This is a genomic window from Microvirga sp. 2TAF3 (assembly GCF_052114965.1).
In the GTDB taxonomy this organism is placed as follows: domain Bacteria; phylum Pseudomonadota; class Alphaproteobacteria; order Rhizobiales; family Beijerinckiaceae; genus Microvirga.
The window spans coordinates 58779-83069 of record NZ_JBFRFT010000019.1 but is presented as its reverse complement, the minus strand read 5'-3'; the positions used below and the strand labels follow the sequence as shown (position 1 = coordinate 83069).

The window sequence follows — 24291 nt, the reverse complement described above, 5'->3', positions numbered from 1 at the left end:
CCCGAGGGCACCGAGATGGTGATGCCGGGCGACAACATCGCGATGGAAGTCACGCTGATCGTTCCGATCGCCATGGAAGAGAAGCTGCGCTTCGCCATCCGCGAGGGCGGCCGCACCGTCGGTGCCGGCGTCGTCGCTCAGGTCATGGATTAATTAGAGGATCAAAGGAGCAGGCCGGTTTCGGCCGGTCTTCTCCCTTGCTGAACAGGTCAACCCATGAACGGTCAGAATATCCGAATTCGCCTTAAGGCGTTCGACCACCGGATCCTCGACGCTTCGACACGGGAAATCGTGTCGACCGCGAAGCGGACCGGCGCCCAGGTTCGCGGGCCTATCCCGCTGCCGACGCGCATCGAGCGCTTTACGGTTCTTCGCTCGCCTCACATCGACAAGAAGTCGCGTGAGCAGTTCGAGATGCGCACTCACAAGCGCGTTCTCGATATCGTGGACCCCACCCCCCAGACCGTGGACGCGCTGATGAAGCTCGACCTCGCGGCGGGCGTGGACGTGGAGATCAAGCTCTAAGCCCTCAAGGGTTTGGAGCTATCGGTAGACACGTCGAGAGGATACGCACATGCGCTCAGGCGTCATTGCACAGAAACTCGGGATGACCCGCATCTTCACGGATGCCGGTGAGCATGTCCCGGTCACGGTTCTTAAGGTCGACCAGTGCCAAGTGGTCGCCCATCGGACCAAGGATAAGAACGGCTACACCGCGCTGCAGGTCGGCGTCGGCAAGGCCAAGGTGAAGAACGTTTCGAAGGCCGAGCGCGGACGGTTCGCCGTCGCCAAGGTCGAGCCGAAGCAGAAGCTCGCGGAGTTCCGCGTCTCCGAGGATGCCGTCATCCCCGTGGGCGCCGAGATCACCGCCGATCACTTCGTCGCCGGTCAGTTCGTGGATGTCACGGGCACGACGACGGGTAAGGGCTTCGCCGGCGGTATGAAGCGCTGGAACTTCGGCGGTCTGCGCGCCACTCACGGCGTGTCGGTCTCGCACCGTTCGATCGGTTCGACCGGTGGTCGTCAGGATCCCGGCAAAACGTTCAAGAACAAGAAGATGCCTGGTCACCTCGGTGTCGAGCGCGTGACGACGCAGAACCTGCGCGTCGTGTCGACCGATGTCGAGCGCGGTCTGATCCTGGTCGAGGGCGCCGTTCCCGGCGTTGCCGGCGGATGGATCTACGTTCGCGACGCGGTGAAGCGCAAGCTGCCCAAGGAAGTGCCGATGCCCGGCGCATTCCGTTCGGGTGCGAACGATGCTGCGCCGGCCGTTCAGGCTGAGCAGGCCCAAGAGGAGAATGCGTGATGAAGCTCGAAGTCACCACGCTTGAGGGCAAGAAGGCCGGTTCGGTCGATCTGAACGAGACCATTTTCGGTCTCGATCCGCGCGCCGATCTTCTCGCCCGTTGCGTCCGCTGGCAGCTTGCCAAGCGCCAGGCCGGTACGCACGCCGTGAAGAATCGTTCGGATATCAACCGCACGACCAAGAAGCTCTACAAGCAGAAGGGCACCGGTAATGCCCGCCATGGCGCCGCGAGCGCTCCCCAGTTTCGGGGTGGCGGGCGTGCCTTCGGTCCGGTGGTGCGCAGCCATGCGCATGACCTGCCGAAGAAGGTGCGTGCGCTTGCTCTGAAGCACGCTCTGTCGTCCAAGGCCAAGGATGCTTCGCTCATCGTCGTCGACGAGGTGCAGCTCTCCGAGCCGAAGACGAAGGCGCTGATCGAGCGTTTCGGCAAGCTCGGGCTCGCGAATGCCCTGATCATCGGCGGCGCCGAGATCGAGGCGAACTTCCAGCGGGCTGCGCGCAACATCCCGAACATCGACGTCCTGCCGGTGCAGGGCATCAACGTCTATGACATTCTCCGTCGCGAGAAGCTCGTTCTCACGAAGGCGGCTGTCGATGCGCTGGAGGCGCGCTTCAAATGAGCCTGGACCCGCGCCATTACGATGTGATCGTAAGCCCGGTGATCACCGAGAAGGCCACGACCCTGTCCGATCAGAACAAGGTCGTCTTCAAGGTATCGCCGAATGCGACGAAGCCGCAGATCAAGGAAGCGGTTGAGAAGCTGTTCGATGTCAAGGTGAAGAGCGTCAACACGCTCGTCACCAAGGGCAAGGTGAAGTTGTTCCGCGGCACCCGCGGCCAGCGGTCGGACGTGAAGAAGGCGGTTGTGACCCTCGAAGAGGGCCAAACCATCGACGTCACGACGGGCCTCTGATCGGTTGAGAGAGTGATCCGATGGCTTTGAAGACTTTCAAACCAATCACCCCCGGCCTGCGCCAGCTGGTGATCGTCGACCGCAGCGAGCTCTACAAGGGCAAGCCGGTCAAGACGCTGACGGAGGGCAAGTCGTCCTCCGGCGGCCGTAACAATCTGGGCCGCGTGACCGTCCGCTTCCGTGGCGGTGGTCATAAGCGCACCCTGCGCAATGTCGATTTCAAACGCCGCGCGCGTCTGGGCGATGCCGCGACTGTGGAGCGGATCGAGTACGATCCCAACCGCACGGCCTTCATCGCGCTGATCCGCTACGCCGATGGCGAGCTGTCCTACATCCTGGCCCCGCAGCGTCTTGCGGTGGGCGATCGGGTGTCGGCGGGCGAGCAGGTTGACATTAAGCCCGGCAACGCCATGCCGATCGGCAACATGCCGGTGGGAACGATCATCCACAATATCGAGCTGAAGATCGGCCGTGGCGGCGCTATCGCCCGCTCCGCTGGCACCTACGCTCAGATCGTTGGTCGCGACCAGGGCTACGTCACCGTCCGCCTCAACTCGGGCGAGCAGCGCATGGTCCATGGCCTGTGCTTCGCCAGCGTCGGCGCCGTGTCGAACCCCGATCACATGAACACCTCGATCGGTAAGGCCGGTCGTAATCGCTGGCTCGGCAAGCGCCCGCATAACCGCGGTGTCGCCATGAACCCGATCGACCACCCGCACGGTGGTGGTGAGGGTCGCACCTCGGGCGGTCGCCATCCGGTGACGCCGTGGGGCATTCCGACCAAGGGCAAGAAAACCCGTTCGAACAAGCGGACCGACAAGTTCATCGTGTCGAGCCGCCACGCACGGAAAAAGTAAGGACAGAGGCACGTCATGGCACGTTCGCTTTGGAAGGGTCCGTTCGTCGACGGTTACCTCCTCAAGAAGGCCGAGGCTGCCCGTGGTGCGGGCCGCAGCGAGGTCATCAAGATCTGGAGCCGCCGCTCCACGATTCTCCCGCAGTTCGTGGGCCTCACTTTCGGGGTCTACAACGGTCAGAAGCACATTCCCGTCTACGTGAGCGAGGAAATGGTGGGTCACAAGTTCGGCGAGTTCTCGCCGACCCGCACTTTCCACGGTCACGCGGCGGACAAGAAGGCGAAGAGGAAGTAAGATGGGTAAGGCCGCGACTCCTCGCGCACTGAGCGACTCCGAGGCTCAAGCCGTCGCTCGCATGCTGCGCGTCAGCCCCCAGAAGCTCAATCTTGTTGCGGCCCTTATCCGCGGCAAGAAGGTTTCCAAGGCGCTCGCCGATCTCGAGTTCTCGCGCAAGCGGATTGCTCGTGATGTCAAGAAGTGCCTCGAAAGCGCCATTGCCAATGCCGAGAACAACCACAATCTCGATGTGGATGATCTCGTCGTCAGCCAGGCTTTCGTGGGCAAGGCGCTCGTCATGAAGCGCTTCCACGCCCGGGCTCGTGGCCGGGGCGCCCGTATCATGAAGCCGTTCTCGAACCTCACGATCGTGGTTCGGGAAGTCGCCGAACAGGCGTAAAGGAGAACCAGATGGGTCAGAAAGTTAACCCGATCGGTCTTCGGCTCGGCATCAACCGGACCTGGGACTCGCGCTGGTTCGCCGGCAAAGGCGAGTACGCCAAGCTGATGCATGAGGACATGGCGATCCGCGATGCTCTCATGAAGCAGCTGAAGCAGGCCGCCGTTTCGAAGATCGTGATCGAGCGTCCGCACAAGAAGTGCCGCGTCACCATTCACTCGGGTCGTCCGGGCGTGGTGATCGGCAAGAAGGGTGCCGACATCGAGAAGCTGCGCAAGCTCGTCAACAAGATGACGGACGCGGATGTGGCGATCAACATCGTCGAAGTCCGCAAGCCGGAAGTCGATGCGACGCTGGTGGCCGACTCGATCGCTCAGCAGCTCGAGCGCCGCGTGGCCTTCCGCCGCGCCATGAAGCGCGCCGTTCAGTCGGCGATGCGTCTGGGCGCCGAGGGCATCCGTATCAACTGCTCGGGCCGTCTCGGCGGCGCTGAAATTGCCCGTCTTGAATGGTACCGCGAAGGCCGCGTTCCGCTCCACACCCTGCGTGCGGATGTCGATTACGGCACGTCGACGGCCTTCACGACCTACGGCACTTGCGGCATCAAGGTCTGGATATTCAAGGGCGAAATCCTTGAGCACGACCCGATGGCGCAGGACAAGCGCATGAACGACGAGGGAGGCCGCTCGGGTGGCCGCCGCGAGCAGGCGGCGTAACCGAGAGGTCAGGAGAGGTTTGCCATGTTGCAACCGAAGAAAACCAAATTCCGTAAGCAGTTCAAGGGCCGCATCTCCGGCACCGCGAAGGGCGGCACGGATCTCAACTTCGGCCAGTTCGGCCTGAAGGCGATGGAACCCGAGCGTGTCAACGCTCGTCAGATCGAGGCGGCTCGCCGCGCGATCACCCGCGCCATGAAGCGTGCGGGCCGCGTATGGATCCGTATCTTCCCGGACGTGCCGGTGTCGTCGAAGCCGACCGAAGTGCGTATGGGTAAGGGCAAGGGCGCCCCGGAATTCTGGGCCGCCCGCGTCAAGCCGGGCCGTATCATGTTCGAGATCGACGGCGTGCCGGAGGATGTCGCCCGCGAGGCGCTCCGTCTCGGCGCTGCCAAGCTCCCGATCAAGGTGCGCTTCATCCAGCGCATTGCAGAGTAAGGAGGGAATCATGAAGTCGAATCAGAGAACCTCTGATCTCAAGGCGATGTCGACGGACCAGCTGTCGGATGAGTTGCTGAACCTGAAGAAGGAACAGTTCAACCTCCGCTTCCAGCGCGCGACGGGGCAGCTCGAAAACACAGGACGCGTCCGTGAGGTCCGCAAGGACATCGCCCGCGTCAAGACGCTGCAGCGCCAGAAGTCGGCGTCGGCGAAGGCTTAAAGGGGATCAAGATGCCGAAGCGCGTTTTGCAGGGCGTCGTTGTCAGCGACAAGCAGGACAAGACGGTCGTCGTGAAGGTGGAACGCCGTTTCACGCACCCGGTCATGAAGAAGACCGTGCGTAAGACGAAGAACTACCACGCTCACGACGAGAACAATGTAGCCAAGGTGGGCGACACGGTCTTCATCGAAGAATCGAAGCCGCTCTCCAAACTCAAGACCTGGGTGCTCGTCGACCAGTCGAAGGCCTAAGGGTTTTCGTTTGGGACTTGTCTAACGAGGGCGGCTCGTGTATACGGCCGCCTTTCTCGACATGAGGGCTGGGGACGTCAGATCCCCATCAGGCGTAGTCCGGGAAGGCAATCGTGCCTTGGCCCGGAAACCTGTCTGAAACAAAGGAAAGGATCAAAGCCATGATCCAGATGCAGACGAATCTTGACGTCGCCGATAATTCCGGCGCCCGTCGCGTGATGTGCATCAAGGTTCTCGGTGGTTCGAAGCGTAAATACGCTTCCGTCGGCGATATTATCGTCGTCTCCGTCAAAGAAGCCATTCCGCGCGGTCGCGTGAAGAAGGGTGATGTCATGAAGGCGGTCGTCGTTCGCACCGCCAAGGACATCCGTCGCGCCGACGGATCGGTCATCCGGTTCGACCGGAATGCCGCCGTTCTGATCAACAATCAGAAAGAGCCCGTGGGCACCCGTATCTTCGGCCCGGTTCCGCGTGAGCTGCGTGCAAAGAATCACATGAAAATCATTTCGCTGGCGCCGGAGGTGCTCTAATGGCCGCGAAGATCAAGAAGGGCGATAAGGTCGTCATTCTGGCCGGTCGCGACAAGGGCAAGACCGGCGAAGTCGTTCAGGTGATGCCGAAGGAGGAGCGCGCGCTCGTCCGTGGCGTGAACCTGGTGAAGCGTCATCAGCGCCAGACGGCAGCCCAAGAGGGCGGCATCATCTCGAAAGAGGCGCCGCTGCATCTGTCCAATCTGGCTTATGCGGACCCGAAGGACGGCAAGCCGACCCGGGTTGGTTTCAAGGTTCTGGAAGACGGCCGCAAGGTCCGTTTCGCCAAGCGTTCGGGAGACCTGATCGATGGCTAAGGCTCAGGTGGACGGCTACACGCCGCGTCTCCGGAAGCACTACGAGGAAGTGGTGCGTCCGAAGCTCATTGAAGAGTTCGGCTACAAGAACCCCATGGAAGTTCCGAAGATCGAGAAGATCGTTCTGAACATGGGTATTGGCGAGTCGACCGCCGATTCGAAGAAGGCCTCCGTGGCCGCTGCGGATCTGGCGCTCATCGCCGGTCAGAAGCCGGTGATCACGAAGGCCCGCAAGGCGATCTCGCAGTTCAAGGTCCGCGAGAACATGCCGATCGGCGCCAAGGTGACGCTCCGCAAGGCTCGCATGTACGAGTTCATGGACCGTCTCGTGACGATCGCTCTTCCCCGTGTCCGCGACTTCCGGGGCCTGAACCCGAAATCCTTCGACGGTCGCGGCAACTACGCTCTTGGCATCAAGGAGCACCTGGTGTTCCCTGAGATCAACTACGACAAGGTCGAGCAGGTTTGGGGTATGGACGTCGTCATCGCCACCACGGCGAAGACCGACGAAGAGGCCCGTGCACTCCTGCGTCACTTCAACTTCCCGTTCCGGCAGTGAGGACAGCAGTCCTCAAACGCGGACACTGGAGAAAATCGAATGGCTAAGAAAAGCGCTATTGAGAAGAACAAGCACCGTCGTGAGCTCGCGAAGAAGTACGCGGGCAAGCGCGCCCGCCTTCTGGCGACCGCGAGCGACGAGTCGAAGTCCATGGAGGAGCGCTTCGAGGCGCGCCTCAAGCTCGCCGAGCTGCCCCGCAACTCAAGCCCGACACGCATCCGCAATCGGTGCGAGGTGACGGGCCGTCCGCGGGCTTACTATCGCAAGCTCGGCATGTCGCGCATTGCTCTGCGCGAGCTCGGCTCCAACGGCCTGATCCCGGGCCTTGTGAAGTCCAGCTGGTAAGGGAGGGCGTTATATGATCAACGATCCGTTGGGCGATATGCTCACCCGTATCCGCAACGCGCAGATGCGCCGCCGCGGTACTGTCTCCACGCCCGGCTCGAAGCTTCGCGCCCGTGTTCTCGAGGTTCTCAAGACCGAGGGTTACATCCGCGACTATTCGCAGACTGAGTTCGGCAATGGCCGTACCGAGTTTTCGATCGAGCTGAAGTACTACGACGGCCAGCCGGTGATCCGCTCGATCGAGCGCGTCTCCAAGCCGGGCCGCCGCGTGTACGCGTCCGTCGACGCCATGCCCCGCGTGGCCGATGGCCTTGGCATCACCATTCTCTCGACGCCCCAGGGCGTGATGGCCGATCATGAGGCCCGGGAGAAGAACGTGGGCGGCGAAGTGCTCTGCAAGGTCTTCTAAGGCCGTAGCAACAGCACAGAACCACGGAGATCCAGAAAATGTCTCGAGTAGGCAAAAAGCCCGTCCCGGTTCCGTCAGGTGTGACGGCCTCGGTCGACGGCCAGACGGTGAAGATGAAGGGCGCGAAGGGCGAACTCTCGTTCCTTGTGCCTGAAGAAGTATCGGTTGTCCTTGAGAATGGCGCCGTGTCGGTGAACCCGCGCGACGATTCCAAGGCGGCCCGTTCGAAGTGGGGCATGTCCCGGGCTCAGGTGGCGAACCTGGCCGAGGGCGTGTCGAAGGGCTTCGAGAAGCGTCTTGAGATCAACGGCGTCGGTTACAAGGCAGCCGTTGCCGGCAAGGTGCTGAAGCTCTCGCTCGGCTACAGCCACGATATCGACTACGAAATCCCGGCCGGTGTCACGATCACGACCCCGAAGCCTACGGAAGTCATCGTTGTTGGCATCGACAAGCAAAAGGTCGGCCAAGCTGCTGCGGAAATCCGCGATTTCCGTGGTCCCGAGCCCTATAAGGGCAAGGGCGTCAAGTATGCCGGCGAATTCATCTTCCGCAAGGAAGGCAAGAAGAAGTAAGGACGACGTATCATGGCTGAGAAGAAGGGCGCTGAAGATCGCCGCAAGGCCCGTGTGCGCCGTGCGATCAAGAAGGCTGCGAATGGCCGTCCGCGTTTGTCGGTCTTCCGTTCGTCGAAGCAGATTTATGCACAGATCATCGATGACGAGCGCGGCGTGACCGTCGCGTCTGCATCGACGATCGAGAAGGACCTTCGGGGCAAGCTGAAGACCGGAGCCACCGTCGAGGCGGCGAAGGAGATCGGCAAACTCGTTGCCGAGCGCGCGACGAAAGCCGGCGTGAAGCAGGTTATCTTCGATCGTTCGGGCTACCTCTTCCACGGCCGCGTCAAGGCTCTGGCCGACGCTGCCCGTGAAGGCGGTCTCGATTTCTAAAAGCATGATCCGGACAAGTGGAAACCGGTTGTCCGACAAGATTATGCGGCTCTATAACGGCGGGTAGTTTAAAAACATCCTTAGCGAGCGGGCCCGCCGCCCGCGCAAGTGAGAGGTCTCATGGCGAGAGAACCTAGAGAACGTGCTGATCGCGAAGAGCGCGACAGCGAATTCGTCGATCGGTTGGTCCACATCAACCGCGTCGCGAAAGTCGTGAAGGGCGGCCGTCGCTTCGGCTTTGCCGCCCTGGTGGTCGTCGGCGACCAGAAGGGCCGCGTCGGCTTCGGCCACGGCAAGGCCCGCGAAGTGCCGGAGGCGATCCGCAAGGCTACGGACGCCGCAAAGCGTTCGATGATCCGCGTCGCCCTTCGTGAGGGCCGCACCCTGCACCACGACGTCAAAGGCCGTCATGGTGCCGGCAAGGTCATCCTTCGCTCCGCTCCGCAGGGTACCGGCATCATCGCCGGCGGCCCGATGCGCGCCGTCTTCGAGACGGTCGGCATGCAGGACGTGGTTGCCAAGTCGCTCGGCTCGTCGAACCCGTACAACCTCGTCCGCGCGACGTTCGACGCGCTGAAGAACGAGGATAGCCCGCGTTCGGTCGCCGCTCGTCGTGGCCTGAAGGTCTCGACCTTGCAGGCTCGCCGCCGCGACGCCTCCGACGCCGATGTCGGCGCTGAAGCGTAAGGGGGGCTGATCCATGGCGAAGAAGCCTGCCGCCGCTACGGCGAAAACCATCACCGTTGAGCAGGTCGGATCCCCGATCCGCCGCGAGGGCAAGCAGCGCGAGACGCTGATCGGCCTGAAGCTCAACAAGCTTCATCGGACCTCGACGCTTGTCGACACCCCTGCGGTGCGCGGCATGATCGAGAAGGTCAAGCACCTCGTGCGCGTTGTCGACGGGCAGTGAGGAGAGCGTCATGAAACTCAACGAAATTCGTGACAACGAAGGCGCTACCAAGAACCGGATGCGTGTCGGCCGTGGTATCGGCTCCGGCAAGGGCAAGACGGGCGGCCGTGGCGTGAAGGGTCAGACGTCCCGTTCGGGCGTCGCGATCAAGGGCTTCGAAGGCGGTCAGATGCCGTTGCATCGTCGTCTGCCGAAGCGCGGCTTCAACAAGCCGAACGCGATCGAGCTGAACGAGGTCAATATCGGCCGCATTCAGCAGGCCGTCGATGCGGGCAAGCTCGACAAGAGCGCGACCGTCACCAACGAGGCCCTGGTCGCAGCCGGAGTGATCTCCAAGCCGCGCGACGGCGTGAAGATCCTCGGTGTCGGCGAGCTCAAGGCCAAGCTCTCGTTCCAGGTAGCCGGTGCTTCCAAGTCGGCTGTCGAGGCGATCGAGAAGGCCGGTGGCTCGGTGACTCTTCTGAGTGCCGTTGCAGAGGCGTAAGCCAAGGCTTACATCGATAGAGATCCAAGCGGCGGCCCGCGTCTGATCGTGAGGCCGCCGTTTGCGTGATGACGATCACGTGTTCAGGTATTTCAGGGACGAGAACCATGGCTTCAGCAGCCGAGCAACTTGCCGCAAATATCAATTTCGGCGCGATCGCCAAAGCCGAGGAATTGAAGAAGCGCATTTGGTTTACTCTCGGTGCGCTGCTGATCTACCGGCTCGGCACCTATATCCCGCTCCCGGGCATCAATCCCGAGGCCCTGCGTCAGAGCTTCCAGAGCGCCAGCGGCGGCGTTCTCGGGCTGTTCAACATGTTCTCTGGCGGTGCCGTCGAGCGCATGGCGATTTTCGCCCTGAACATCATGCCCTACATCTCGGCCTCGATCATCGTGCAGCTGCTGACCTCGGTTCTGCCGTCGCTCGAAGCCTTGAAGAAGGAAGGCGAGGCGGGCCGCAAGATCCTCAACCAGTATACCCGCTATCTGACGGTCTTCCTGGCCGTGTTCCAGTCCTGGGGTATCGCGGTGGGCCTGCAGAGCTCAGGAGCCATCGTGCAGGCGCCGGGGCCGTTCTTCCTTATCTCGACCGTGATCACGCTGACCGGCGGCACCATGTTCCTGATGTGGTTGGGCGAGCAGATCACCTCGCGCGGCATCGGCAACGGCACTTCGCTCATCATTTTTGCCGGCATCGTGGCCAACCTGCCGCGGGCGATCGCTGGAACCCTTGAGCTCGGCCGTCAGGGCGCGATCTCGACCCCGATCATTCTCGGCGTCATCGTGATGGCCGTGGCCATCATCTATTTCGTCGTGTTCATGGAGCGTGCGCAGCGTCGCCTGCTGATCAATTATCCGAAGCGCCAGGTCGGCAACCGAATGTATGAGGGCCAGACCTCGTTCCTGCCGCTCAAGCTGAACACCTCGGGTGTCATCCCGCCGATCTTCGCCTCGTCGCTCCTGCTGCTGCCGGCGACCATCGCCAGCTTCCAGACCAGCACCGACGGCACGGGCTTCATTGCCATGCTCACCGCCTATCTGGGCCATGGGCGTCCGGCTTACATGTTCATGTATGCGGCGCTGATCGTGTTCTTTGCCTTCTTCTACACCGCCATCGTCTTCAATCCGCAGGAGACCGCGGACAACCTGAAGAAGCATGGCGGCTTCATACCGGGCATCCGTCCGGGCGAGCGGACGGCCGATTACATCGATCAGGTGCTGACGCGCATCACCGTTCTCGGCGCGGCTTACCTCGTTATCATCTGCTTGATACCGGAGCTTTTGGTTTCTTATGCGGCTTTGCCGTTCTATTTTGGCGGAACCTCGCTTCTGATCGTGGTATCCGTGACGATGGATACGGTGGCGCAGGTTCACGGCCATCTGCTGGCGCACCAATATGAAGGCCTCGTGAAGAAAGCGAAGCTCAAGGGCGCGCGCCGCCGTTAAAAATATAAATCCTCGCCGATAGGCGGGGATTCTCGACGAAGTCAGGGGGGACGTCGATGAGAATGATTCTGCTGGGGCCGCCGGGAGCCGGAAAGGGCACTCAGGCCGTGCGTCTGGTCGAGCGTTTGGGGATTCCCCAGCTTTCGACCGGCGACATGCTCCGCGCAGCCGTAACCGCCGGGACACCGGTTGGTGTGAAGGCGAAGGAACTCATGGACCGGGGCGATCTGGTGCCGGACGACGTGGTCGTCGGCATCATTGCCGACCGAATCGAGCTGCCGGACGCCAAGAGCGGCTTCATCCTCGATGGATTTCCGCGCACGGTGGCCCAGGCGGAGTCTTTCGATGCCATGCTGGCGGAGAAGGGCCTGAAGCTCGACGCTGTGATCGAGTTCAAGGTGAACGAAGCCGAGCTGGTCGACCGGATCGTCAAGCGCGCCAAGGAAACCGAGGCGCGAGGCGAGCCTGTCCGGAAGGACGACAACCCGGACGTGTTCAAGACCCGGCTTGAAGCCTACCGGAAGCAGACGGCCCCGCTTTCGGTCTACTATTCGGAAAAAGGCCAGCTGAAGACCGTGGATGGGATGAAACCCATCGACGAGGTCACTGAGGCGATCAAGGGCATTCTGGGGCGTTGACGGGCAGGGGCGTTCAGTCCCTGCCAATCATCCCTCGAAACTGGCATCGTCTCCGACAAGCATGTTTCGTGCATTCTTCGGCACCGGAAAGCCATAGCCGGACCCGGGCTTTTCAAAATAGATCTGGCCGGTCTTGTGATAATCGCTGAAGTAAATGCGCGCCGATCGTCTGAAGCGTCAAGATGAGGGCTTGCATCTGGTCGAGGCCATAGGCGGCGCTTTCTTGTATTCCGTCCGGCCAACCAATCGTGAAGCGGCAGCGCCAGTCCTGGCCGGTATCTTCAGGAGCATACAGACATATCGGGATCCGTATGACCGTTCCGTCGGTCGGTGCGTATTCAAGATCTCGCGTGGCGATGAGCATCTGTAGGCCTCAGTCATCAGGGGGCGTGATGGGGTTTTTCCCTTGCAATCCATATGGGTTCAAAACCTGCCTTGAGGTCTGATGGAAGCAGGCAGCGCCGCTTTCCGCCTCTTGCAAGGCCAAGCGCAAGAAGGCCGTCGACGGCATAAGGTCCATCGACGCGACGAAGAGATCAAAGGGATCGAGGCGGCAGAGGCATTGTCGCGATGCCGGCACGCCACGTTACCCATCGAATTCCTTATCGTAGCCTATGAGCAGGTCACGGGCGTTCTTGGTCACGGGAAAGCCATACCCGTTGTTGGGCTTTCCCCATTTGAGCCGGCCCGTCTTGTGGTAGTCGCTAAAGTAAAGGTCGTTTCCGATACTGTTGATGGCCAAGACCAATGCCTGCATCTGGTCAAATCCATAGGCCGCACCTGATTTGATCCCATTGGCCAGCCTATCGTGTAGCGGCAAGCCCAGCATCGATCATCTTCCTCCGGAGTAAAGAGCCGGATCGGAACTGACACGACGGTTCCGTCTTCTGCAGTATATTCAAGATCTCGTTGCGCGATCAGCATGACAACTCTCAATAGTTCAAGGGTGGAATGGGATGTCCCTTCTCGCAAGCGATCTTCCGGACGAAAGCTTGCGCTCAGCAAGGCTCACTTCTCAGAAGCTTGCACTGGAACCCATCACGTTTGTACTGTTCCTCGCACTCTGCGAGCGTTCGTAGCCCAGCCAAGGTCATCCGCCCCGCAGAGCTGCGTAACTTTGCGCGATCACCTTCCGGCAGGACCTCCTGATCGTATCTGACGTCGCCGTTCGTGGTCTCGCCCGTAGCCCACCGACCGCCGCCTGGGGTTCCGGCAGGAGCACGCGGTTGGTTTGGATCGTAGCGGCGCTCGAGAGCGCGGCGGGTGCGGATGTCTGCTACCTGCCTGCGAAGCGTATCCAGTTTCGAGTGAAGACGGAGAAGGCGTCTTCGGAAGTGAGTATCGTGTGGCATCGTGCTCCTCAGCAATCATCTCACGAAACAATGATGCATAAGGGAATAAAATCAAGAACAAAAAAGGAACAATTTTTGAGAATGCTTCACTTTTTGAAAGTGAGCACGAAAAAGGAGGAGGGCGCGGCGGCCCTGAAATGGCTTGACCTCGGGGCATCAATGCGCTAGGCAACCGTTTCTCGCAATGGAAGACGCGATCCGGAGGGCTTCGTCAGGGGCCGCTCCGTATTGTTGTGTTCATAAACCCGCGCAGGGGCCGGCCTCCACCGGACGCGCGACAGTATCACCTGAAGCGCAAGCTTCGCCACATGGAGATGGACGATGGCCCGTATAGCAGGCGTCAACATTCCGACCAACAAGCGCGTCGTGATCGCGCTTCAGTATATCCACGGCATCGGGCCCAAGAAGGCTCAGGAGATCGTGGAGAAGGTGAACATCCCGGCCGAGCGCCGTGTGAACCAGCTCACCGACGCCGAAGTGCTTCAGATCCGTGAGACGATCGACCGCGATTACATCGTGGAAGGCGACCTGCGTCGCGAAGTCTCCATGAACATCAAGCGCCTGATGGATCTTGGTTCGTACCGTGGTCTGCGTCATCGTCGCAGCCTGCCGGTTCGCGGTCAGCGGACGCACACCAATGCCCGCACCCGTAAGGGCAAGTCGAAGCCGATCGCCGGTAAGAAGAAGTAACCGCAGGGCGGTCTTCCGCCCAAGGTCATCCCCGGGTCTGGCCCGGGGATCTCGTGCCGAGTGCGGCACCTCAATTTGAATGCGCTGGCCGGGACCGACCCGGCCAGACACAACAAAATCTCCCGAGCGCCTGGCATCACGGGCGCGTTTGAAGGATCTGAAGAATGGCTAAAGAAGCTACCCGCGTTCGCCGTCGCGAACGCAAGAACATCGTGTCCGGCGTTGCGCATGTGAACGCCTCGTTCAACAACACGATGATCACCATCACCGACGCTCAGGGCAACACGATCTCGTGGTCGTCCGCCGGTGCGATGGGTTTCAAGGGTTCGCGTAAGTCGACCCCCTATGCGGCTCAGGTCGCTGCTGAAGACGCTGCCCGCAAGGCTTCCGAGCACGGCATGCGCACCCTCGAGGTCGAGGTTTCGGGTCCCGGCTCCGGTCGTGAATCCGCTCTGCGCGCGCTCCAGTCGGCCGGTTTCACCGTCACTTCGATCCGTGACGTGACCCCGATCCCGCACAATGGCTGCCGCCCGCGCAAGCGTCGTCGCGTCTAAGATCATCCAGCGCGTGGGCTCGCCCGCGCGCGTTCCGGTTTCAAGGGCTGGCTGAAGCTTCCCTTCAAGCCGTACCTTCGAGAGGTGTGGTTGTGATCCAAAAAAACTGGCAAGAGCTGATTAAGCCCAACAAGCTCGAAGTCGCCCCTGGTGACGATCCGAAGCGCGTTGCGACGGTCGTTGCCGAGCCGCTCGAGCGCGGGTTCGGTACGACGCTCGGAAACTCCCTGCGCCGCGTATTGCTGTCGTCCCTTCAGGGTGCGGCGGTGACGTCGATCCATATCGACGGCGTGCTGCATGAGTTCTCCTCCATCCCCGGTGTCCGCGAGGACGTGACCGACATCGTCCTCAACGTGAAGACGGTCGCCATCAAGATGCAGGGCGAAGGTCCGAAGCGCATGACGCTTCGCAAGACCGGCCCCGGCGCCGTGACGGCGGGCGACATCAACACGGTCGGTGATGTGCAGATCCTGAACCCCGAGCTCGTGCTCTGCACCCTCGACGAGGGCGCGGAAATCCGCATGGAGTTCACGGTCGATACCGGCAAGGGCTACGTTCCCGCCGAGCGCAACCGCGCCGAGGACGCCCCGATCGGCCTCATCCCGGTGGACTCGCTCTACAGCCCGGTGAAGAAGGTTTCGTACCGGATCGAGAACACCCGCGAGGGCCAGATTCTCGATTACGACAAGCTGATCATGACGGTCGAGACCAACGGCTCCGTGACCCCGGAAGACGCGGTGGCCTATGCCGCCCGCATCCTGCAGGACCAGCTCCAGGTCTTCGTCAACTTCGAAGAGCCCCGCAAGGAAGAGGCTGCCGCCGCCGCGCCGCAGCTGCCCTTCAACCCGGCTCTGCTCAAGAAGGTCGACGAGCTCGAATTGTCGGTCCGTTCGGCGAACTGCCTGAAGAACGACAACATCGTCTATATCGGCGACCTCATTCAGAAGTCGGAGGCGGAAATGCTCCGTACCCCGAACTTCGGCCGCAAGTCGCTCAACGAGATCAAGGAAGTTCTGGCCAGCATGGGCCTGCACCTCGGCATGGACGTGCCGGGCTGGCCGCCTGAGAACATCGAAGATCTCGCGAAGCGCTTCGAAGAGCACTACTAAGTTCAATCGGGGCCGTCTGCGTTCCACGCGGCGGCCCCGTCGTCTGCCCCGCCTCAAGAGCGGTTCATAAGAGAGACGGTCGTCCCTTGGCACGGCGGCCGGAAGATCAAGGAGAAAGCCATGCGTCATGGATTCCGCGGCCGTCGGTTCAACCGCACGTCCGAACACCGTAAAGCAATGTTCGCCAACATGGCGGCTGCGCTGATCAAGCACGAGCAGATCGTCACCACGCTCCCGAAGGCGAAGGACCTGCGTCCCGTCGTCGAGAAGCTGATCACCCTCGGCAAGCGCGGCGACCTGCACGCTCGCCGTCAGGCGATGTCGCAGATCCGCGACGAGGACATGGTGAAGAAGCTCTTCGCCGTTCTCGGTCCGCGCTACAAGGATCGCCAGGGCGGCTACACCCGCGTTCTCAAGGCCGGCTTCCGCTTCGGCGACAACGCTCCCATGGCCGTGATCGAGTTCGTCGATCGCGATATGGATGCGCGCGGTCAGGATTCCGGTCCGACCCAGAAGGAAGAGGTCGTCGAGGCGGCATAGCCGTCCGACCCATCCGGTTTCATCGAGGGCGGCCTTGGGCCGCCCTTTTTGTTTTCGCGTCCGTTCCCGGTTACGGAAGCGGGGCCACCTTACCCGGAATACGGTGCGGCATGGAGTTCGCGGAACGCGGCGGCGCCATGCGCATGTTCGTAGGCCCTGATCGCAGCTCCAGCGGCATGACGGGTTCGACCGGGCAATCGTGCAGCCAGAAATAGAGCGCCATGGCAAGCCACGCGTCTTCCAGTGCGCCATGCCTCTCGCCCAGGCGCCTGATGCCGATCCGTTCGCAGGCGGTTCCCAGTGAGGCGGAGCCGCCAATGCCACGCCCCCGGTATTCCTGCATGGTGCAGAACAAGGGGCGTCCGATGCGGGAGCATCCTGACGCCGACAGCTCCCGGTCGATGAACTTGGCATCGAAGCCGATATTGTGGCCGGCAATGACCGGTGCGCCATGCAGGAAATTCCACACCTGATCGGCGTGATCCTTGAATGGGTCCTGGCAGCGCAGGCTCCAGTCCGAGTAGCCATGCACCTGTTCCGCACGCGGATGGCTGTTGCGGCCCGGATCGAAAACCAGATGCATCCATTCGATATCGGGCGTCCCGGCTCGGACGGCGTCGACCGTCACGCGAATGGCTCCGATGGAAACGACACGATCCTCATGGCCGAGCCCTGTCGTCTCGACATCGGCAAAAACGATTTTGGCTGGGGTCATGAGGCCAAGTTCCGGAAAAGGGATGCAAACATGATTTTCGGGGTTGGAAAGTCCAGTCGACGGAAGGCCGGGATCATCCTCTCGTCGAGGTCCTTGTCTTATATGAAAACGAGATTATGCCAGTGCTATCAAATTTGAGCGGAAAGTCATGCGCATCACAATTCTTCGCTTAGCCTCCGTCGTCGCCGGCCTGTTTCTGGCCTGCGGGCTCGTCCAGGCGCAGACGCGGGCCGTTCCCGAGAGCAAAGCCCAGGTTCAGTTATCCTTCGCGCCCATCGTCCGCGAGACGTCGGGGGCGGTGGTGAATGTCTATGCCACCCGCTCCGAGCGCCGCCAGAACGCGGGCATGGAGGAGTTCTTCCGCCGCTTTTTCGGGGAGGGTGGGCCTAGCGTGCCGCCCGGCCGTTCGCAGAGCTCCCTCGGTTCCGGCGTGATCGTGGATCTGGCCGGTCTCGTGATCACGAACAACCACGTGATCGAGAACATGAACGAGGTGAAGGTGGCTCTTGCCGACCGGCGGGAATTCGAGGCGGAGATCGTGCTGCGCGACCCGCGCACCGACCTCGCCGTTCTCAAGCTCAAGAATGCCTCCGACCTCCAGGTGCTCCAGCTCGGCGATTCCGAGGCTCTGCAGGTCGGGGACCTGGTTCTGGCCATCGGCAACCCCTTTGGAGTCGGCCAGACAGTGACGCAGGGCATCGTCTCGGCGCTTGCCCGGACCCAGGTCGGGGTTTCGGATTATCAGTTCTTCATCCAGACGGACGCCGCCATCAATCCCGGCAATTCGGGTGGCGCTCTCATCGATATGAATGGCCGGCTGGTGGGCATCAACACGGCCATCTTCTCGCGCTCGGGCGGCAATATCGGCATCGGTTTCGCCGTGCCTTCGAGCATGGCGCAGGTGGTTCTCAATTCGGCGCGGAACGGCTCGCCCAATGTGGTCCGTCCCTGGCTCGGCGCCCGGCTGCAATCGGTGGATGGCGAAATCGCCGCGAGCCTGGGCCTTCCGCGCCCGACCGGCGTTCTCGTGACCTCGGTCTATGACAAGGGGCCCGCGATCGAGGCCGGATTGAAGCGTGGCGATGCGATCCTCGCCGTGGATGGGCAGCCGGTCGATAATCCGGATGCCTTCGGCTATCGCTTTACCTTGAAGGGAACGCACGGGCAGACGCCGCTCACTGTTCTGCGGAGCGGCAAGCAGATCCCCATTCAGGTCAAGCTTATGCCGCCGCCGGAAACTCCCGCCCGGAATCCGGTGCGCGTCAGCACCCGCTCGCCGCTTTCCGGCGCAACGCTTGTGAACATGTCCCCGGCGGTCGCCGAGGAGCTGCAGGTCGATATTTCGGATGATGGTGTCGTCGTGGCAGATTTGGACGAGAACAGCGTGGCGGCCAGCGTCGGCTTCCGGAAGGGCGACCAGATCGTCGCCGTCAACGGGGAGCGCCTGGCCTCCACCAAGGATGTCGAGCGACTGGTTCAGCGTGGGGGCGGCTATTGGGAAATGACCATCAACAGGGGCGGGCGGGTCTTCACGACGGTCCTCGGCCGATGAGCGCCTGGACCGTCTCGAACGAGCTGTCGCGTGAGGATGCCGATACCGCCTATCGCTGGATAGGGACAGAAAGCTATTGGGCGAAAGGCTTGCCGCGCCCGCTTTTCGATAAGTCGCTCGCCAATTCCCTGTGCTTCGCCCTGCGGGATGGTGGGGAAGCCTTGCGGGGTTTCGCACGCGTCATCACCGACAAGGCCACCTTCGCCTATCTCGGCGATGTGTTCATATGTCCCTCTGTGCGCGGGCAGGGGGCGGGAAAGGCGTTGATGCAGGCGATCATGGACCACTCGGATCTGCAATGCCTACGCCGCTGGATGCTGGTGACGCGGGACGCTCACGGGCTTTATGCCCAGTTCGGCTTCGAGCCGCCAGCCAACCCGGAGCGGATGATGGTTCGTGTCGACCCGGATCTCTATGCGCGCCTGAATGCGCAAGATATGGCGTCGTGAACGAGCATGAGCGACCTTTTTTCATCTGCAGGTCTCGATCGGAGCGCACCGCGGCCGCTGGCCGACCGGATGCGGCCGACGAAGCTGTCCGAAGTCGTGGGCCAGGATCATCTGGTCGGGGATGACGGCATCCTGACGAGGCTCATCGCCTCCAGATCCCTTGGCTCGTTGATCTTCTGGGGCCCTCCCGGTACCGGCAAGACGACGGTCGCGCGGCTTCTGGCCCATGAGACGGACCTGCATTTCGAGCAGATCTCGGCCATCTTTTCCGGCGTCGCCGATCTCAAGAAGGTGTTCGAGACCGCGCGGGGCCGCCGGTCCACCGGCAAGGGCACGCTTCTCTTCGTGGACGAGATTCACCGCTTCAACCGCGCGCAGCTCGATGCCTTCCTCCCCGTTATGGAAGACGGCACGATCACCCTGGTCGGCGCCACGACGGAGAACCCGTCCTTCGAGCTGAACGCGGCGCTTCTCTCCCGCGCGCGGGTGCTCATCTTCAAGTCGCTCGATGAGCAAGCGATTCAGAAGATCCTGCTAAGGGCTGAGGAAATCTCGGAAAAGCCTCTACCGCTTGACGATGAGGCGCGGGCCTCCCTCGTCCGCATGGCGGATGGGGATGGGCGCGCGGCCCTGACCCTGGCGGAGGAGGTGTGGCGCTCGGCCAAGCCCGGCGAGATCTTCGATGCAAGGCAATTGCAGGAGATCATTCAGCGCCGCGCTCCCATCTACGACAAGGGGCAGGAGGGACATTACAACCTCATCTCCGCCCTGCATAAGACCATCCGGGGCTCCGATCCTGACGCGGCGCTCTATTATCTGGCCCGCATGCTCGATGCCGGCGAGGACCGGCTCTTCATTGCGCGCCGGCTGGTGCGCATGGCGGTGGAAGATATCGGTCTTGCCGATCCGCAGGCCTTAGTCGTCGCCAACGCCGCCAAGGACGCCTTCGACTTCCTCGGTTCGCCGGAGGGCGAGCTGGCCCTGGCCCAGGCGGCGGTCTATCTGGCGACCGCGCCGAAATCGAATGCGGTCTACACCGCCTACAAGGCCGCGACGGGCGTGGCGAAGGAGCACGGCTCCCTGATGCCCCCGAAGACCATTCTCAATGCGCCGACGAAGCTGATGAAAAACATCGGCTACGGCGCGACCTACCGCTACGACCACGATGAGCCCGATGCCTTCTCGGGGCAGGATTACTGGCCGGAAAAACTCGAGCCGCAGAGGTTCTACGAGCCGGTGGATCGCGGGTTCGAGCGGGAGATCAGGAAGCGGCTCGATTGGTGGGCGCGACTGAGGGTAGAGCGTCGGAGTGATTAAGCCCTTCCGCAGCAGCGCTGTCCGAAAGTAAGTTGATCCAATGAAATCCTATCTTCTCGTCTTCATCGGCGCGGGCATCGGCGGCGCTCTCCGTCATGGAGTGAATCTCGGGTGCGCCCGCTATTGCGGGATTGGATTTCCATGGGGCACGCTGACGGTGAACGTCGTCGGCTCGTTCATCATGGGGGTGCTCGCCGGGTGGCTGGCATTCAAGGCTGGGGCAGGCTGGAGCCAGCCTTTGCGCCTGTTCCTCACGACAGGCGTTCTCGGCGGATTCACGACCTTTTCCGCCTTCTCCCTCGACGCCATCCTCATCTGGGAGCGCGGGGAGGCCGGTCTCGCCGCCGGTTATGTCGCGGCCTCGGTCCTGCTTTCCCTAGCCGGGCTCGTGTCGGGACTGGCGCTCATCCGCACGATGGCAGCCTAAAGCCTCGGATCCAGAAGGGGCCTCCACTTCTGGAACCATCCGATGCTTTCTTCCTTCGAGAGCGCATCGTTCGGCGTGAACCGAAGGTCTGCGTCAGCGAAAAAGCAGGGACCGTTTCCGCACGATGCTCCAGCGTCACGATGTCCCGTCCCTGAATAATTCATCGTCAGAAGTGTTCTTCGAGGCAACGTCAGGACGGCCTGATCGGAGGATATGATTATGATCTTCGCATCCCAATCTAAGACCAAATTCAAGGCTTTTCTTGCCGCTACTGTGCTCTGCGCCGGCACCATCGCGCTTGCAGCGCCGGCGGACGCGCGCATGGGCATGGGAGGTGGGTTCCACGGCGGCATGGGCATGGGCGGATTCCATGGTGGCATGGGAGGGTTCGGCGGGTTCCATGGCGGAATGGGAGGTGGTTTCCGTCCGCCGATTTTCCATCAGGGATTCCGCGGAGGCTTCGGAGGCTTCCACCCGGGCTTTGCGGGGCGCCCCTTCGTTACAAACCGGGCGTTCTTCAATAACCGGGGAGCCTTCAACAACAGGGCGTTCTTCTTCCGCCGGAACCACTTCTTCAATAACAACGCATTTGCGACCGGGCTTTTCGTCGGTGGTTTGGGTGGTCTGGCCTATGGCTATCCCTATTATGACTACGGATACGACTACGGATACCCCTATTACAGCACCGCCTACTATGGCGGGGATTGCTATTACGTGCGACGTCGGGTCGTGAATCCGTGGGGACACATCGTCGTGCGCCGCGTGGCGGTTTGCGGCTATTGAATGGAGAGGCCCTAAAGCGGGTCACCGGGCATCTTGCGTGGTGCCCAGTCTCGGTCTTCCTCACATCCGCGCGGCCTTTTCATCGCCCGGCGCTTTCCTTTGCGCCGGGCGAACTTCATAGCGGCTTCCGGTTTTCTGGCCGGAGAAGTTGGAAAGATCCCCGTCGCTTGATTGCCGCCCGCGCGGCGCTCTGTTACCCACTAGCGCATGAGACAAAGCGGTTCAGGACGAAATGGCGCCCGTGGCGGGCGGGCGGGATCACGGCAGGGCTTTCGCTCCCGTGACGATAAGCCCGTGCGCCAGAGCGAAACGACGAAGCAGCGGGCTCCGAATAAGCCTGCCTCAGCCAAAGCGCGTCCGGCTTCACCGCCGCGCGTGAAGCCGCCGACGGACGCACCGCGCCAGCCGACGCGGGCCCAGGCCAAGGCGGCGGCGCAGGAGACGCTTGCGACTGGCGTGCAGACCCTGGTGGTCGAGCCGGATGAAGCGGATATGCGCATCGACCGGTTTCTCGTCGCGCGCTTTCCGCAACTGGCCTTCACCCATATCCAGCGCATCGTCCGGAAAGGCGAATTGCGCGTCGACGGCAAGCGGGCGAAGCCGAACGAGCGGCTGGTGGCGGGCCAGAAGGTCCGCGTTCCGCCCCTGAAGCTCGATCAGCCGCGGCCTGTCGCGCGCTCTTCCGCCAAGGACCAGGACGATCGCGATTTCTTGAAATCGATCACGCTCTACGAGGACAAGGACGTTCTCGTCATCAACAAGCCGATGGGCCTTGCGGTCCAGGGTGGTTCGGGCACCACGCGCCACGTGGACGGCCTGCTCGAGGCCCTGCGTGACGACGAGGGGCAGAAGCCGCGTCTCGTGCACCGCCTGGACAAGGATACGGCGGGCTGTCTCGTCATCGCCAAGACGCGGTTTGCCGCCTCCACGTTGGCCAAGTCCTTCCGCTCCCGCACCACGCGCAAGATCTACTGGGCGCTCGTGGCCGGTGTGCCACGCGTGCGCCAGGGGCGCATCTCGACCTATCTCGCCAAGGAGGAGGGCGGAGAGGGCGATTCCCGCATGAAGGTCGCCCGTCACGGGGACGAGGGCGCCAGCCATGCGCTGACCTATTACGCCACCGTCGATACGGCAGCCCACAAGCTCGCCTGGCTCTCGTTGAAGCCGGTGACGGGACGCACCCACCAACTGCGTGCCCATGCCGCACATATCGGACATCCGATCGTCGGCGATCCGAAATATTTCGATATCGAGAACTGGGAATTGCCCGGTGGGATTCAGAACAAGCTGCATCTTCTTGCTCGGCGCATCGTCATCGCGCATCCGCGAACCGGCAAACCCATCGACATCACCGCGCCATTGCCGCCGCACATGCAGCAGAGCTTCAACCTTCTGGGCTTCGACACCAGTCGCTACGACCCCATCGTCGATGCGCCCGAGGCTTAAAGACGGCCCATCACAATTTTCGAATTCTTCCTTGTAGAAGTCGCACTTTTGCCGCTCCGTGAGCGTAGCATCGGTCGTCTCGGCAAGTCTTTGTGGCAGGCCGGGCCATTGCAAGGAGAAAGATCAATGGAACATAAGCATCTTGATCAGCTCCGTAGCGTAGCCGATGTGCAGCCGAGGTCTATGACCCGGCAGGAGCGTCTTCAGCGTTGGGTCGAGCTTCTTGAGCGCAACCCTACGCGTCGTCTCAATTCCCTTGGCGAAATCGAATACAAGCCGCCGGCAGAGCGGGCGTTGATCCGCGTCGACGACTCGCCGCTTTCTGTCGCTTACGAAGATCCGGTCCTTCGGGCTGAGGGTCTGGCGAGCGACAAGCTTGGCGATGCCATGAACTTCTTCGAGCTCTCGGACGGTCAGGCGCACTATGCGTTGTGCTCTTGCCTTAGCGGACGCACGATGGAAGCGGCTTCTTTCGCCCAGCGTCTTCGCAACACGACGGACGGCACCGGCTGGCGGCCGGTTGCTGGGGCTTGGGCCTTGGCCGGCTTGGCAATGACCCTGCCTGGATTCGTCTACCTGTTCACTTAAGACAGAAGACGTCTTCGCCGCCGAAAAGACATGATCAGGAGACCTCCGGGTCTCCTGATCGGAGCCTTTGACTGTTGCATCGTGACCGTCGATATCCGATGAAGATCACGCAGCAGATCATAAGGCAGCAGCACTATGCTTCATATCGCGCCGGTTACGCTTGCGACCGACCGTCTCGTCTTGCGTCCCATGAGCCTTGACGATGTGCCCGCCTTCGCAGAGGCGGCAAAGGACGGCGCGTTGTGGGAGAAAAAGACCACGACCGTACCCCGCCCGGAGGATTTCGACTCTTATGTGAGCAAGGCCCTCGATCTTCAGGCGGCGGGCCTCGCGCTTCCGTTCACCACGGTGGTCCGGGACGGCGACAAAGTCGTCGGTTCGACGCGCTACATGAATATCGACGCCACAAATCACCGGGTCGAGATCGGCACGACCTGGATCGCGCGTTCCTGGCAGCGCAGTTTCGTCAACTCCCATGCCAAGTTTCTCATGCTCCGGCATGCCTTCGAGGAGCTGGATTGCAACGCCGTCGAGCTGCGGACGCACGTCCTCAACGATCAGTCCCGCGCCGCCATCGAGCGCCTGGGAGCCAAGCTTGACGGCATCCTGCGCCGGCACATGATCATGCCCGACGGGCATATCCGCGACACGGTCGTCTACAGCATCATCCGCGAGGAATGGCCCGCCGTGAAAGCCCGCCTCGAAGACCGGATCGCCGGGACGAGCGTTGGAGCCGCGTGAAACGCGCCCTTTTCGCCGCCCACCGCATAACGGTCAAGAACCGCAACAGGTAGCATGGGCCGAT

At 61.9% G+C, this 24291-nt stretch carries 38 protein-coding genes and 2 pseudogenes; 37 read left to right on the top strand and 3 right to left on the bottom strand.

The annotated features are described in order from the left end of the window. The 24 genes and pseudogenes from tuf to AB4Y97_RS17450 form a co-directional block, all read left to right on the top strand. Positions 1-153: pseudogene (tuf, locus tag AB4Y97_RS17565) on the top strand (elongation factor Tu); the annotation flags it as partial. 63 nt (positions 154-216) lie between these two features. Then, positions 217-525 (top strand): 30S ribosomal protein S10, encoded by a 309-nt coding sequence (gene rpsJ, locus AB4Y97_RS17560; RefSeq protein WP_009764298.1) that lies wholly within the window; start codon positions 217-219, stop codon positions 523-525. A gap of 49 nt (positions 526-574) precedes the next feature. Continuing rightward, positions 575-1306 carry a 50S ribosomal protein L3 gene (gene rplC / locus AB4Y97_RS17555; RefSeq protein WP_442000334.1) on the top strand — a complete coding sequence of 244 codons (732 nt, stop codon included), beginning with the start codon at positions 575-577 and terminating at the stop codon, positions 1304-1306. Continuing rightward, the gene (rplD, locus tag AB4Y97_RS17550; RefSeq protein ID WP_442000333.1) at positions 1306-1926 is read left to right on the top strand and encodes a 50S ribosomal protein L4; all 621 of its coding nucleotides are present in this window, start codon (positions 1306-1308) and stop codon (positions 1924-1926) included. The genes rplC and rplD overlap by 1 nt, the downstream gene beginning before the upstream one ends. Further along, entirely contained in the window at positions 1923-2219 is a 297-nt protein-coding gene (locus AB4Y97_RS17545; protein ID WP_442000332.1) for a 50S ribosomal protein L23, read from the top strand. The genes rplD and AB4Y97_RS17545 overlap by 4 nt, the downstream gene beginning before the upstream one ends. Positions 2220-2239: 20 nt before the next feature. Further along, positions 2240-3076: a 50S ribosomal protein L2 gene (rplB, locus tag AB4Y97_RS17540; protein WP_442000331.1), complete on the top strand. Its 837-nt coding sequence runs from the start codon at positions 2240-2242 to the stop codon at positions 3074-3076. Between the two features lie 15 nt (positions 3077-3091). Next, on the top strand, positions 3092-3370 hold the full coding sequence (gene rpsS, locus AB4Y97_RS17535) for a 30S ribosomal protein S19 (protein WP_114187985.1): 279 nt from the start codon (positions 3092-3094) through the stop codon (positions 3368-3370). 1 nt (position 3371) lies between these two features. Then, entirely contained in the window at positions 3372-3752 is a 381-nt protein-coding gene (rplV, locus tag AB4Y97_RS17530) for a 50S ribosomal protein L22 (protein ID WP_442000330.1), read from the top strand. A gap of 11 nt (positions 3753-3763) precedes the next feature. Next, positions 3764-4468, top strand: coding sequence for a 30S ribosomal protein S3 (gene rpsC, locus AB4Y97_RS17525; RefSeq protein WP_442000329.1), 705 nt, complete (start codon positions 3764-3766; stop codon positions 4466-4468). A gap of 24 nt (positions 4469-4492) precedes the next feature. Beyond that, positions 4493-4906 carry a 50S ribosomal protein L16 gene (gene rplP / locus AB4Y97_RS17520; RefSeq protein ID WP_210484412.1) on the top strand — a complete coding sequence of 138 codons (414 nt, stop codon included), beginning with the start codon at positions 4493-4495 and terminating at the stop codon, positions 4904-4906. 10 nt (positions 4907-4916) lie between these two features. Further along, positions 4917-5129 carry a 50S ribosomal protein L29 gene (rpmC, locus tag AB4Y97_RS17515; protein WP_442000328.1) on the top strand — a complete coding sequence of 71 codons (213 nt, stop codon included), beginning with the start codon at positions 4917-4919 and terminating at the stop codon, positions 5127-5129. 11 nt (positions 5130-5140) lie between these two features. Then, positions 5141-5380, top strand: a complete 240-nt coding sequence (rpsQ, locus tag AB4Y97_RS17510) for a 30S ribosomal protein S17 (RefSeq protein ID WP_442000327.1) — start codon at positions 5141-5143, stop codon at positions 5378-5380. 161 nt (positions 5381-5541) lie between these two features. Next, a complete protein-coding gene (rplN, locus tag AB4Y97_RS17505; RefSeq protein ID WP_009764309.1) occupies positions 5542-5910 on the top strand; it encodes a 50S ribosomal protein L14 in 369 nt (122 codons plus the stop codon). Further along, positions 5910-6227, top strand: coding sequence for a 50S ribosomal protein L24 (gene rplX / locus AB4Y97_RS17500; protein ID WP_442000326.1), 318 nt, complete (start codon positions 5910-5912; stop codon positions 6225-6227). Before rplN ends, rplX begins: the two co-directional genes overlap by 1 nt. Next, positions 6220-6786 carry a 50S ribosomal protein L5 gene (gene rplE / locus AB4Y97_RS17495; protein ID WP_442000325.1) on the top strand — a complete coding sequence of 189 codons (567 nt, stop codon included), beginning with the start codon at positions 6220-6222 and terminating at the stop codon, positions 6784-6786. The genes rplX and rplE overlap by 8 nt, the downstream gene beginning before the upstream one ends. 39 nt (positions 6787-6825) lie before the next feature. Beyond that, positions 6826-7131, top strand: coding sequence for a 30S ribosomal protein S14 (rpsN, locus tag AB4Y97_RS17490; protein ID WP_442000324.1), 306 nt, complete (start codon positions 6826-6828; stop codon positions 7129-7131). Between the two features lie 13 nt (positions 7132-7144). After that, positions 7145-7540 carry a 30S ribosomal protein S8 gene (gene rpsH, locus AB4Y97_RS17485; protein WP_442000323.1) on the top strand — a complete coding sequence of 132 codons (396 nt, stop codon included), beginning with the start codon at positions 7145-7147 and terminating at the stop codon, positions 7538-7540. A 38-nt stretch (positions 7541-7578) separates the two neighbouring features. After that, on the top strand, positions 7579-8112 hold the full coding sequence (gene rplF, locus AB4Y97_RS17480; RefSeq protein WP_442000322.1) for a 50S ribosomal protein L6: 534 nt from the start codon (positions 7579-7581) through the stop codon (positions 8110-8112). A 12-nt stretch (positions 8113-8124) separates the two neighbouring features. Beyond that, on the top strand, positions 8125-8487 hold the full coding sequence (gene rplR, locus AB4Y97_RS17475; protein WP_442000321.1) for a 50S ribosomal protein L18: 363 nt from the start codon (positions 8125-8127) through the stop codon (positions 8485-8487). A gap of 120 nt (positions 8488-8607) precedes the next feature. Further along, on the top strand, positions 8608-9174 hold the full coding sequence (gene rpsE, locus AB4Y97_RS17470) for a 30S ribosomal protein S5 (protein ID WP_442000320.1): 567 nt from the start codon (positions 8608-8610) through the stop codon (positions 9172-9174). 13 nt (positions 9175-9187) lie between these two features. Further along, positions 9188-9397 (top strand): 50S ribosomal protein L30, encoded by a 210-nt coding sequence (gene rpmD / locus AB4Y97_RS17465; RefSeq protein WP_442000319.1) that lies wholly within the window; start codon positions 9188-9190, stop codon positions 9395-9397. Between the two features lie 10 nt (positions 9398-9407). Then, positions 9408-9881 carry a 50S ribosomal protein L15 gene (rplO, locus tag AB4Y97_RS17460; protein WP_442000318.1) on the top strand — a complete coding sequence of 158 codons (474 nt, stop codon included), beginning with the start codon at positions 9408-9410 and terminating at the stop codon, positions 9879-9881. Between the two features lie 107 nt (positions 9882-9988). Then, entirely contained in the window at positions 9989-11326 is a 1338-nt protein-coding gene (gene secY / locus AB4Y97_RS17455; protein ID WP_442000317.1) for a preprotein translocase subunit SecY, read from the top strand. Positions 11327-11382: 56 nt separating this feature from the next. Continuing rightward, complete coding sequence (locus tag AB4Y97_RS17450; RefSeq protein ID WP_442000316.1) at positions 11383-11964, top strand: adenylate kinase; 582 nt, start codon at positions 11383-11385, stop codon at positions 11962-11964. Between the two features lie 112 nt (positions 11965-12076). On the opposite strand, the gene AB4Y97_RS17445 is transcribed toward AB4Y97_RS17450, so the two are convergent. Both AB4Y97_RS17445 and AB4Y97_RS17440 read right to left on the bottom strand, forming a co-directional pair. Next, a complete protein-coding gene (locus AB4Y97_RS17445) occupies positions 12077-12328 on the bottom strand; it encodes a DUF6968 family protein (protein ID WP_442000315.1) in 252 nt (83 codons plus the stop codon). Between the two features lie 222 nt (positions 12329-12550). Further along, a pseudogene (locus AB4Y97_RS17440) lies at positions 12551-12888 on the bottom strand (DUF6968 family protein). Positions 12889-13190: 302 nt separating this feature from the next. On the opposite strand from AB4Y97_RS17440, the gene AB4Y97_RS17435 reads away from it, so the two are divergent. From AB4Y97_RS17435 to rplQ, 5 genes are all read left to right on the top strand, one after another. Then, a complete protein-coding gene (locus AB4Y97_RS17435) occupies positions 13191-13484 on the top strand; it encodes a hypothetical protein (RefSeq protein WP_442000314.1) in 294 nt (97 codons plus the stop codon). A 153-nt stretch (positions 13485-13637) separates the two neighbouring features. Continuing rightward, a complete protein-coding gene (gene rpsM / locus AB4Y97_RS17430; RefSeq protein WP_442000312.1) occupies positions 13638-14006 on the top strand; it encodes a 30S ribosomal protein S13 in 369 nt (122 codons plus the stop codon). Between the two features lie 164 nt (positions 14007-14170). Further along, positions 14171-14560: a 30S ribosomal protein S11 gene (gene rpsK / locus AB4Y97_RS17425; protein WP_047186967.1), complete on the top strand. Its 390-nt coding sequence runs from the start codon at positions 14171-14173 to the stop codon at positions 14558-14560. A gap of 86 nt (positions 14561-14646) precedes the next feature. Then, positions 14647-15669, top strand: a complete 1023-nt coding sequence (locus AB4Y97_RS17420; RefSeq protein WP_442000311.1) for a DNA-directed RNA polymerase subunit alpha — start codon at positions 14647-14649, stop codon at positions 15667-15669. Between the two features lie 120 nt (positions 15670-15789). Further along, on the top strand, positions 15790-16209 hold the full coding sequence (gene rplQ, locus AB4Y97_RS17415) for a 50S ribosomal protein L17 (protein WP_442000310.1): 420 nt from the start codon (positions 15790-15792) through the stop codon (positions 16207-16209). 70 nt (positions 16210-16279) lie between these two features. Here rplQ and AB4Y97_RS17410 read toward each other — a convergent pair whose 3' ends face one another. Continuing rightward, positions 16280-16924: a 3'-5' exonuclease gene (locus AB4Y97_RS17410; RefSeq protein WP_442000309.1), complete on the bottom strand. Its 645-nt coding sequence runs from the start codon at positions 16922-16924 to the stop codon at positions 16280-16282. A 148-nt stretch (positions 16925-17072) separates the two neighbouring features. On the opposite strand from AB4Y97_RS17410, the gene AB4Y97_RS17405 reads away from it, so the two are divergent. The 8 genes from AB4Y97_RS17405 to AB4Y97_RS17370 all read left to right on the top strand — a co-directional run bounded on the left by AB4Y97_RS17405 (position 17073) and on the right by AB4Y97_RS17370 (position 24227). Further along, the gene (locus tag AB4Y97_RS17405; protein WP_442000308.1) at positions 17073-18476 is read left to right on the top strand and encodes a Do family serine endopeptidase; all 1404 of its coding nucleotides are present in this window, start codon (positions 17073-17075) and stop codon (positions 18474-18476) included. Then, positions 18473-18925, top strand: coding sequence for a GNAT family N-acetyltransferase (locus AB4Y97_RS17400; protein WP_442000307.1), 453 nt, complete (start codon positions 18473-18475; stop codon positions 18923-18925). Before AB4Y97_RS17405 ends, AB4Y97_RS17400 begins: the two co-directional genes overlap by 4 nt. A 6-nt stretch (positions 18926-18931) precedes the next feature. After that, positions 18932-20242, top strand: a complete 1311-nt coding sequence (locus AB4Y97_RS17395) for a replication-associated recombination protein A (RefSeq protein ID WP_442000306.1) — start codon at positions 18932-18934, stop codon at positions 20240-20242. Positions 20243-20282: 40 nt separating this feature from the next. Further along, entirely contained in the window at positions 20283-20669 is a 387-nt protein-coding gene (crcB, locus tag AB4Y97_RS17390; protein WP_442000305.1) for a fluoride efflux transporter CrcB, read from the top strand. A 219-nt stretch (positions 20670-20888) separates the two neighbouring features. After that, complete coding sequence (locus AB4Y97_RS17385) at positions 20889-21452, top strand: hypothetical protein (RefSeq protein WP_442000304.1); 564 nt, start codon at positions 20889-20891, stop codon at positions 21450-21452. Between the two features lie 207 nt (positions 21453-21659). After that, a complete protein-coding gene (locus tag AB4Y97_RS17380; protein WP_442000303.1) occupies positions 21660-22898 on the top strand; it encodes an RluA family pseudouridine synthase in 1239 nt (412 codons plus the stop codon). Positions 22899-23024: 126 nt separating this feature from the next. Next, positions 23025-23486 carry a hypothetical protein gene (locus AB4Y97_RS17375; protein ID WP_442000302.1) on the top strand — a complete coding sequence of 154 codons (462 nt, stop codon included), beginning with the start codon at positions 23025-23027 and terminating at the stop codon, positions 23484-23486. Positions 23487-23621: 135 nt separating this feature from the next. Beyond that, positions 23622-24227 (top strand): GNAT family N-acetyltransferase, encoded by a 606-nt coding sequence (locus AB4Y97_RS17370; protein ID WP_442000300.1) that lies wholly within the window; start codon positions 23622-23624, stop codon positions 24225-24227. The last annotated feature ends 64 nt before the right edge of the window (positions 24228-24291 follow it).

Bases quoted from the DNA above. Each gene is read 5' to 3' on its own strand.
- AB4Y97_RS17380 (WP_442000303.1), top strand. From the start codon at position 21,660: ATGAGACAAAGCGGTTCAGGACGAAATGGCGCCCGTGGCGGGCGGGCG.
- AB4Y97_RS17545 (WP_442000332.1), top strand. From the start codon at position 1,923: ATGAGCCTGGACCCGCGCCATTACGATGTGATCGTAAGCCCGGTGATC.
- secY (WP_442000317.1), top strand. From the start codon at position 9,989: ATGGCTTCAGCAGCCGAGCAACTTGCCGCAAATATCAATTTCGGCGCG.
- rplN (WP_009764309.1), top strand. From the start codon at position 5,542: ATGATCCAGATGCAGACGAATCTTGACGTCGCCGATAATTCCGGCGCC.
- rplB (WP_442000331.1), top strand. From the start codon at position 2,240: ATGGCTTTGAAGACTTTCAAACCAATCACCCCCGGCCTGCGCCAGCTG.
- rpmD (WP_442000319.1), top strand. From the start codon at position 9,188: ATGGCGAAGAAGCCTGCCGCCGCTACGGCGAAAACCATCACCGTTGAG.
- rplO (WP_442000318.1), top strand. From the start codon at position 9,408: ATGAAACTCAACGAAATTCGTGACAACGAAGGCGCTACCAAGAACCGG.
- rplD (WP_442000333.1), top strand. From the start codon at position 1,306: ATGAAGCTCGAAGTCACCACGCTTGAGGGCAAGAAGGCCGGTTCGGTC.
- AB4Y97_RS17375 (WP_442000302.1), top strand. From the start codon at position 23,025: ATGGAACATAAGCATCTTGATCAGCTCCGTAGCGTAGCCGATGTGCAG.
- rpsQ (WP_442000327.1), top strand. From the start codon at position 5,141: ATGCCGAAGCGCGTTTTGCAGGGCGTCGTTGTCAGCGACAAGCAGGAC.
- AB4Y97_RS17395 (WP_442000306.1), top strand. From the start codon at position 18,932: ATGAGCGACCTTTTTTCATCTGCAGGTCTCGATCGGAGCGCACCGCGG.
- crcB (WP_442000305.1), top strand. From the start codon at position 20,283: ATGAAATCCTATCTTCTCGTCTTCATCGGCGCGGGCATCGGCGGCGCT.
- rplE (WP_442000325.1), top strand. From the start codon at position 6,220: ATGGCTAAGGCTCAGGTGGACGGCTACACGCCGCGTCTCCGGAAGCAC.
- rpsM (WP_442000312.1), top strand. From the start codon at position 13,638: ATGGCCCGTATAGCAGGCGTCAACATTCCGACCAACAAGCGCGTCGTG.
- rpsK (WP_047186967.1), top strand. From the start codon at position 14,171: ATGGCTAAAGAAGCTACCCGCGTTCGCCGTCGCGAACGCAAGAACATC.
- AB4Y97_RS17410 (WP_442000309.1), bottom strand. From the start codon at position 16,924: ATGACCCCAGCCAAAATCGTTTTTGCCGATGTCGAGACGACAGGGCTC.
- rpsC (WP_442000329.1), top strand. From the start codon at position 3,764: ATGGGTCAGAAAGTTAACCCGATCGGTCTTCGGCTCGGCATCAACCGG.
- AB4Y97_RS17445 (WP_442000315.1), bottom strand. From the start codon at position 12,328: ATGCTCATCGCCACGCGAGATCTTGAATACGCACCGACCGACGGAACG.
- AB4Y97_RS17385 (WP_442000304.1), top strand. From the start codon at position 20,889: ATGATCTTCGCATCCCAATCTAAGACCAAATTCAAGGCTTTTCTTGCC.
- rplR (WP_442000321.1), top strand. From the start codon at position 8,125: ATGGCTGAGAAGAAGGGCGCTGAAGATCGCCGCAAGGCCCGTGTGCGC.
- rplV (WP_442000330.1), top strand. From the start codon at position 3,372: ATGGGTAAGGCCGCGACTCCTCGCGCACTGAGCGACTCCGAGGCTCAA.
- rpsS (WP_114187985.1), top strand. From the start codon at position 3,092: ATGGCACGTTCGCTTTGGAAGGGTCCGTTCGTCGACGGTTACCTCCTC.
- rpsN (WP_442000324.1), top strand. From the start codon at position 6,826: ATGGCTAAGAAAAGCGCTATTGAGAAGAACAAGCACCGTCGTGAGCTC.
- rpsJ (WP_009764298.1), top strand. From the start codon at position 217: ATGAACGGTCAGAATATCCGAATTCGCCTTAAGGCGTTCGACCACCGG.
- rplX (WP_442000326.1), top strand. From the start codon at position 5,910: ATGGCCGCGAAGATCAAGAAGGGCGATAAGGTCGTCATTCTGGCCGGT.
- AB4Y97_RS17450 (WP_442000316.1), top strand. From the start codon at position 11,383: ATGAGAATGATTCTGCTGGGGCCGCCGGGAGCCGGAAAGGGCACTCAG.
- rpsH (WP_442000323.1), top strand. From the start codon at position 7,145: ATGATCAACGATCCGTTGGGCGATATGCTCACCCGTATCCGCAACGCG.
- AB4Y97_RS17370 (WP_442000300.1), top strand. From the start codon at position 23,622: ATGCTTCATATCGCGCCGGTTACGCTTGCGACCGACCGTCTCGTCTTG.
- AB4Y97_RS17405 (WP_442000308.1), top strand. From the start codon at position 17,073: ATGCGCATCACAATTCTTCGCTTAGCCTCCGTCGTCGCCGGCCTGTTT.
- rpmC (WP_442000328.1), top strand. From the start codon at position 4,917: ATGAAGTCGAATCAGAGAACCTCTGATCTCAAGGCGATGTCGACGGAC.
- rplC (WP_442000334.1), top strand. From the start codon at position 575: ATGCGCTCAGGCGTCATTGCACAGAAACTCGGGATGACCCGCATCTTC.
- rplF (WP_442000322.1), top strand. From the start codon at position 7,579: ATGTCTCGAGTAGGCAAAAAGCCCGTCCCGGTTCCGTCAGGTGTGACG.
- rpsE (WP_442000320.1), top strand. From the start codon at position 8,608: ATGGCGAGAGAACCTAGAGAACGTGCTGATCGCGAAGAGCGCGACAGC.
- rplP (WP_210484412.1), top strand. From the start codon at position 4,493: ATGTTGCAACCGAAGAAAACCAAATTCCGTAAGCAGTTCAAGGGCCGC.
- AB4Y97_RS17400 (WP_442000307.1), top strand. From the start codon at position 18,473: ATGAGCGCCTGGACCGTCTCGAACGAGCTGTCGCGTGAGGATGCCGAT.
- rplQ (WP_442000310.1), top strand. From the start codon at position 15,790: ATGCGTCATGGATTCCGCGGCCGTCGGTTCAACCGCACGTCCGAACAC.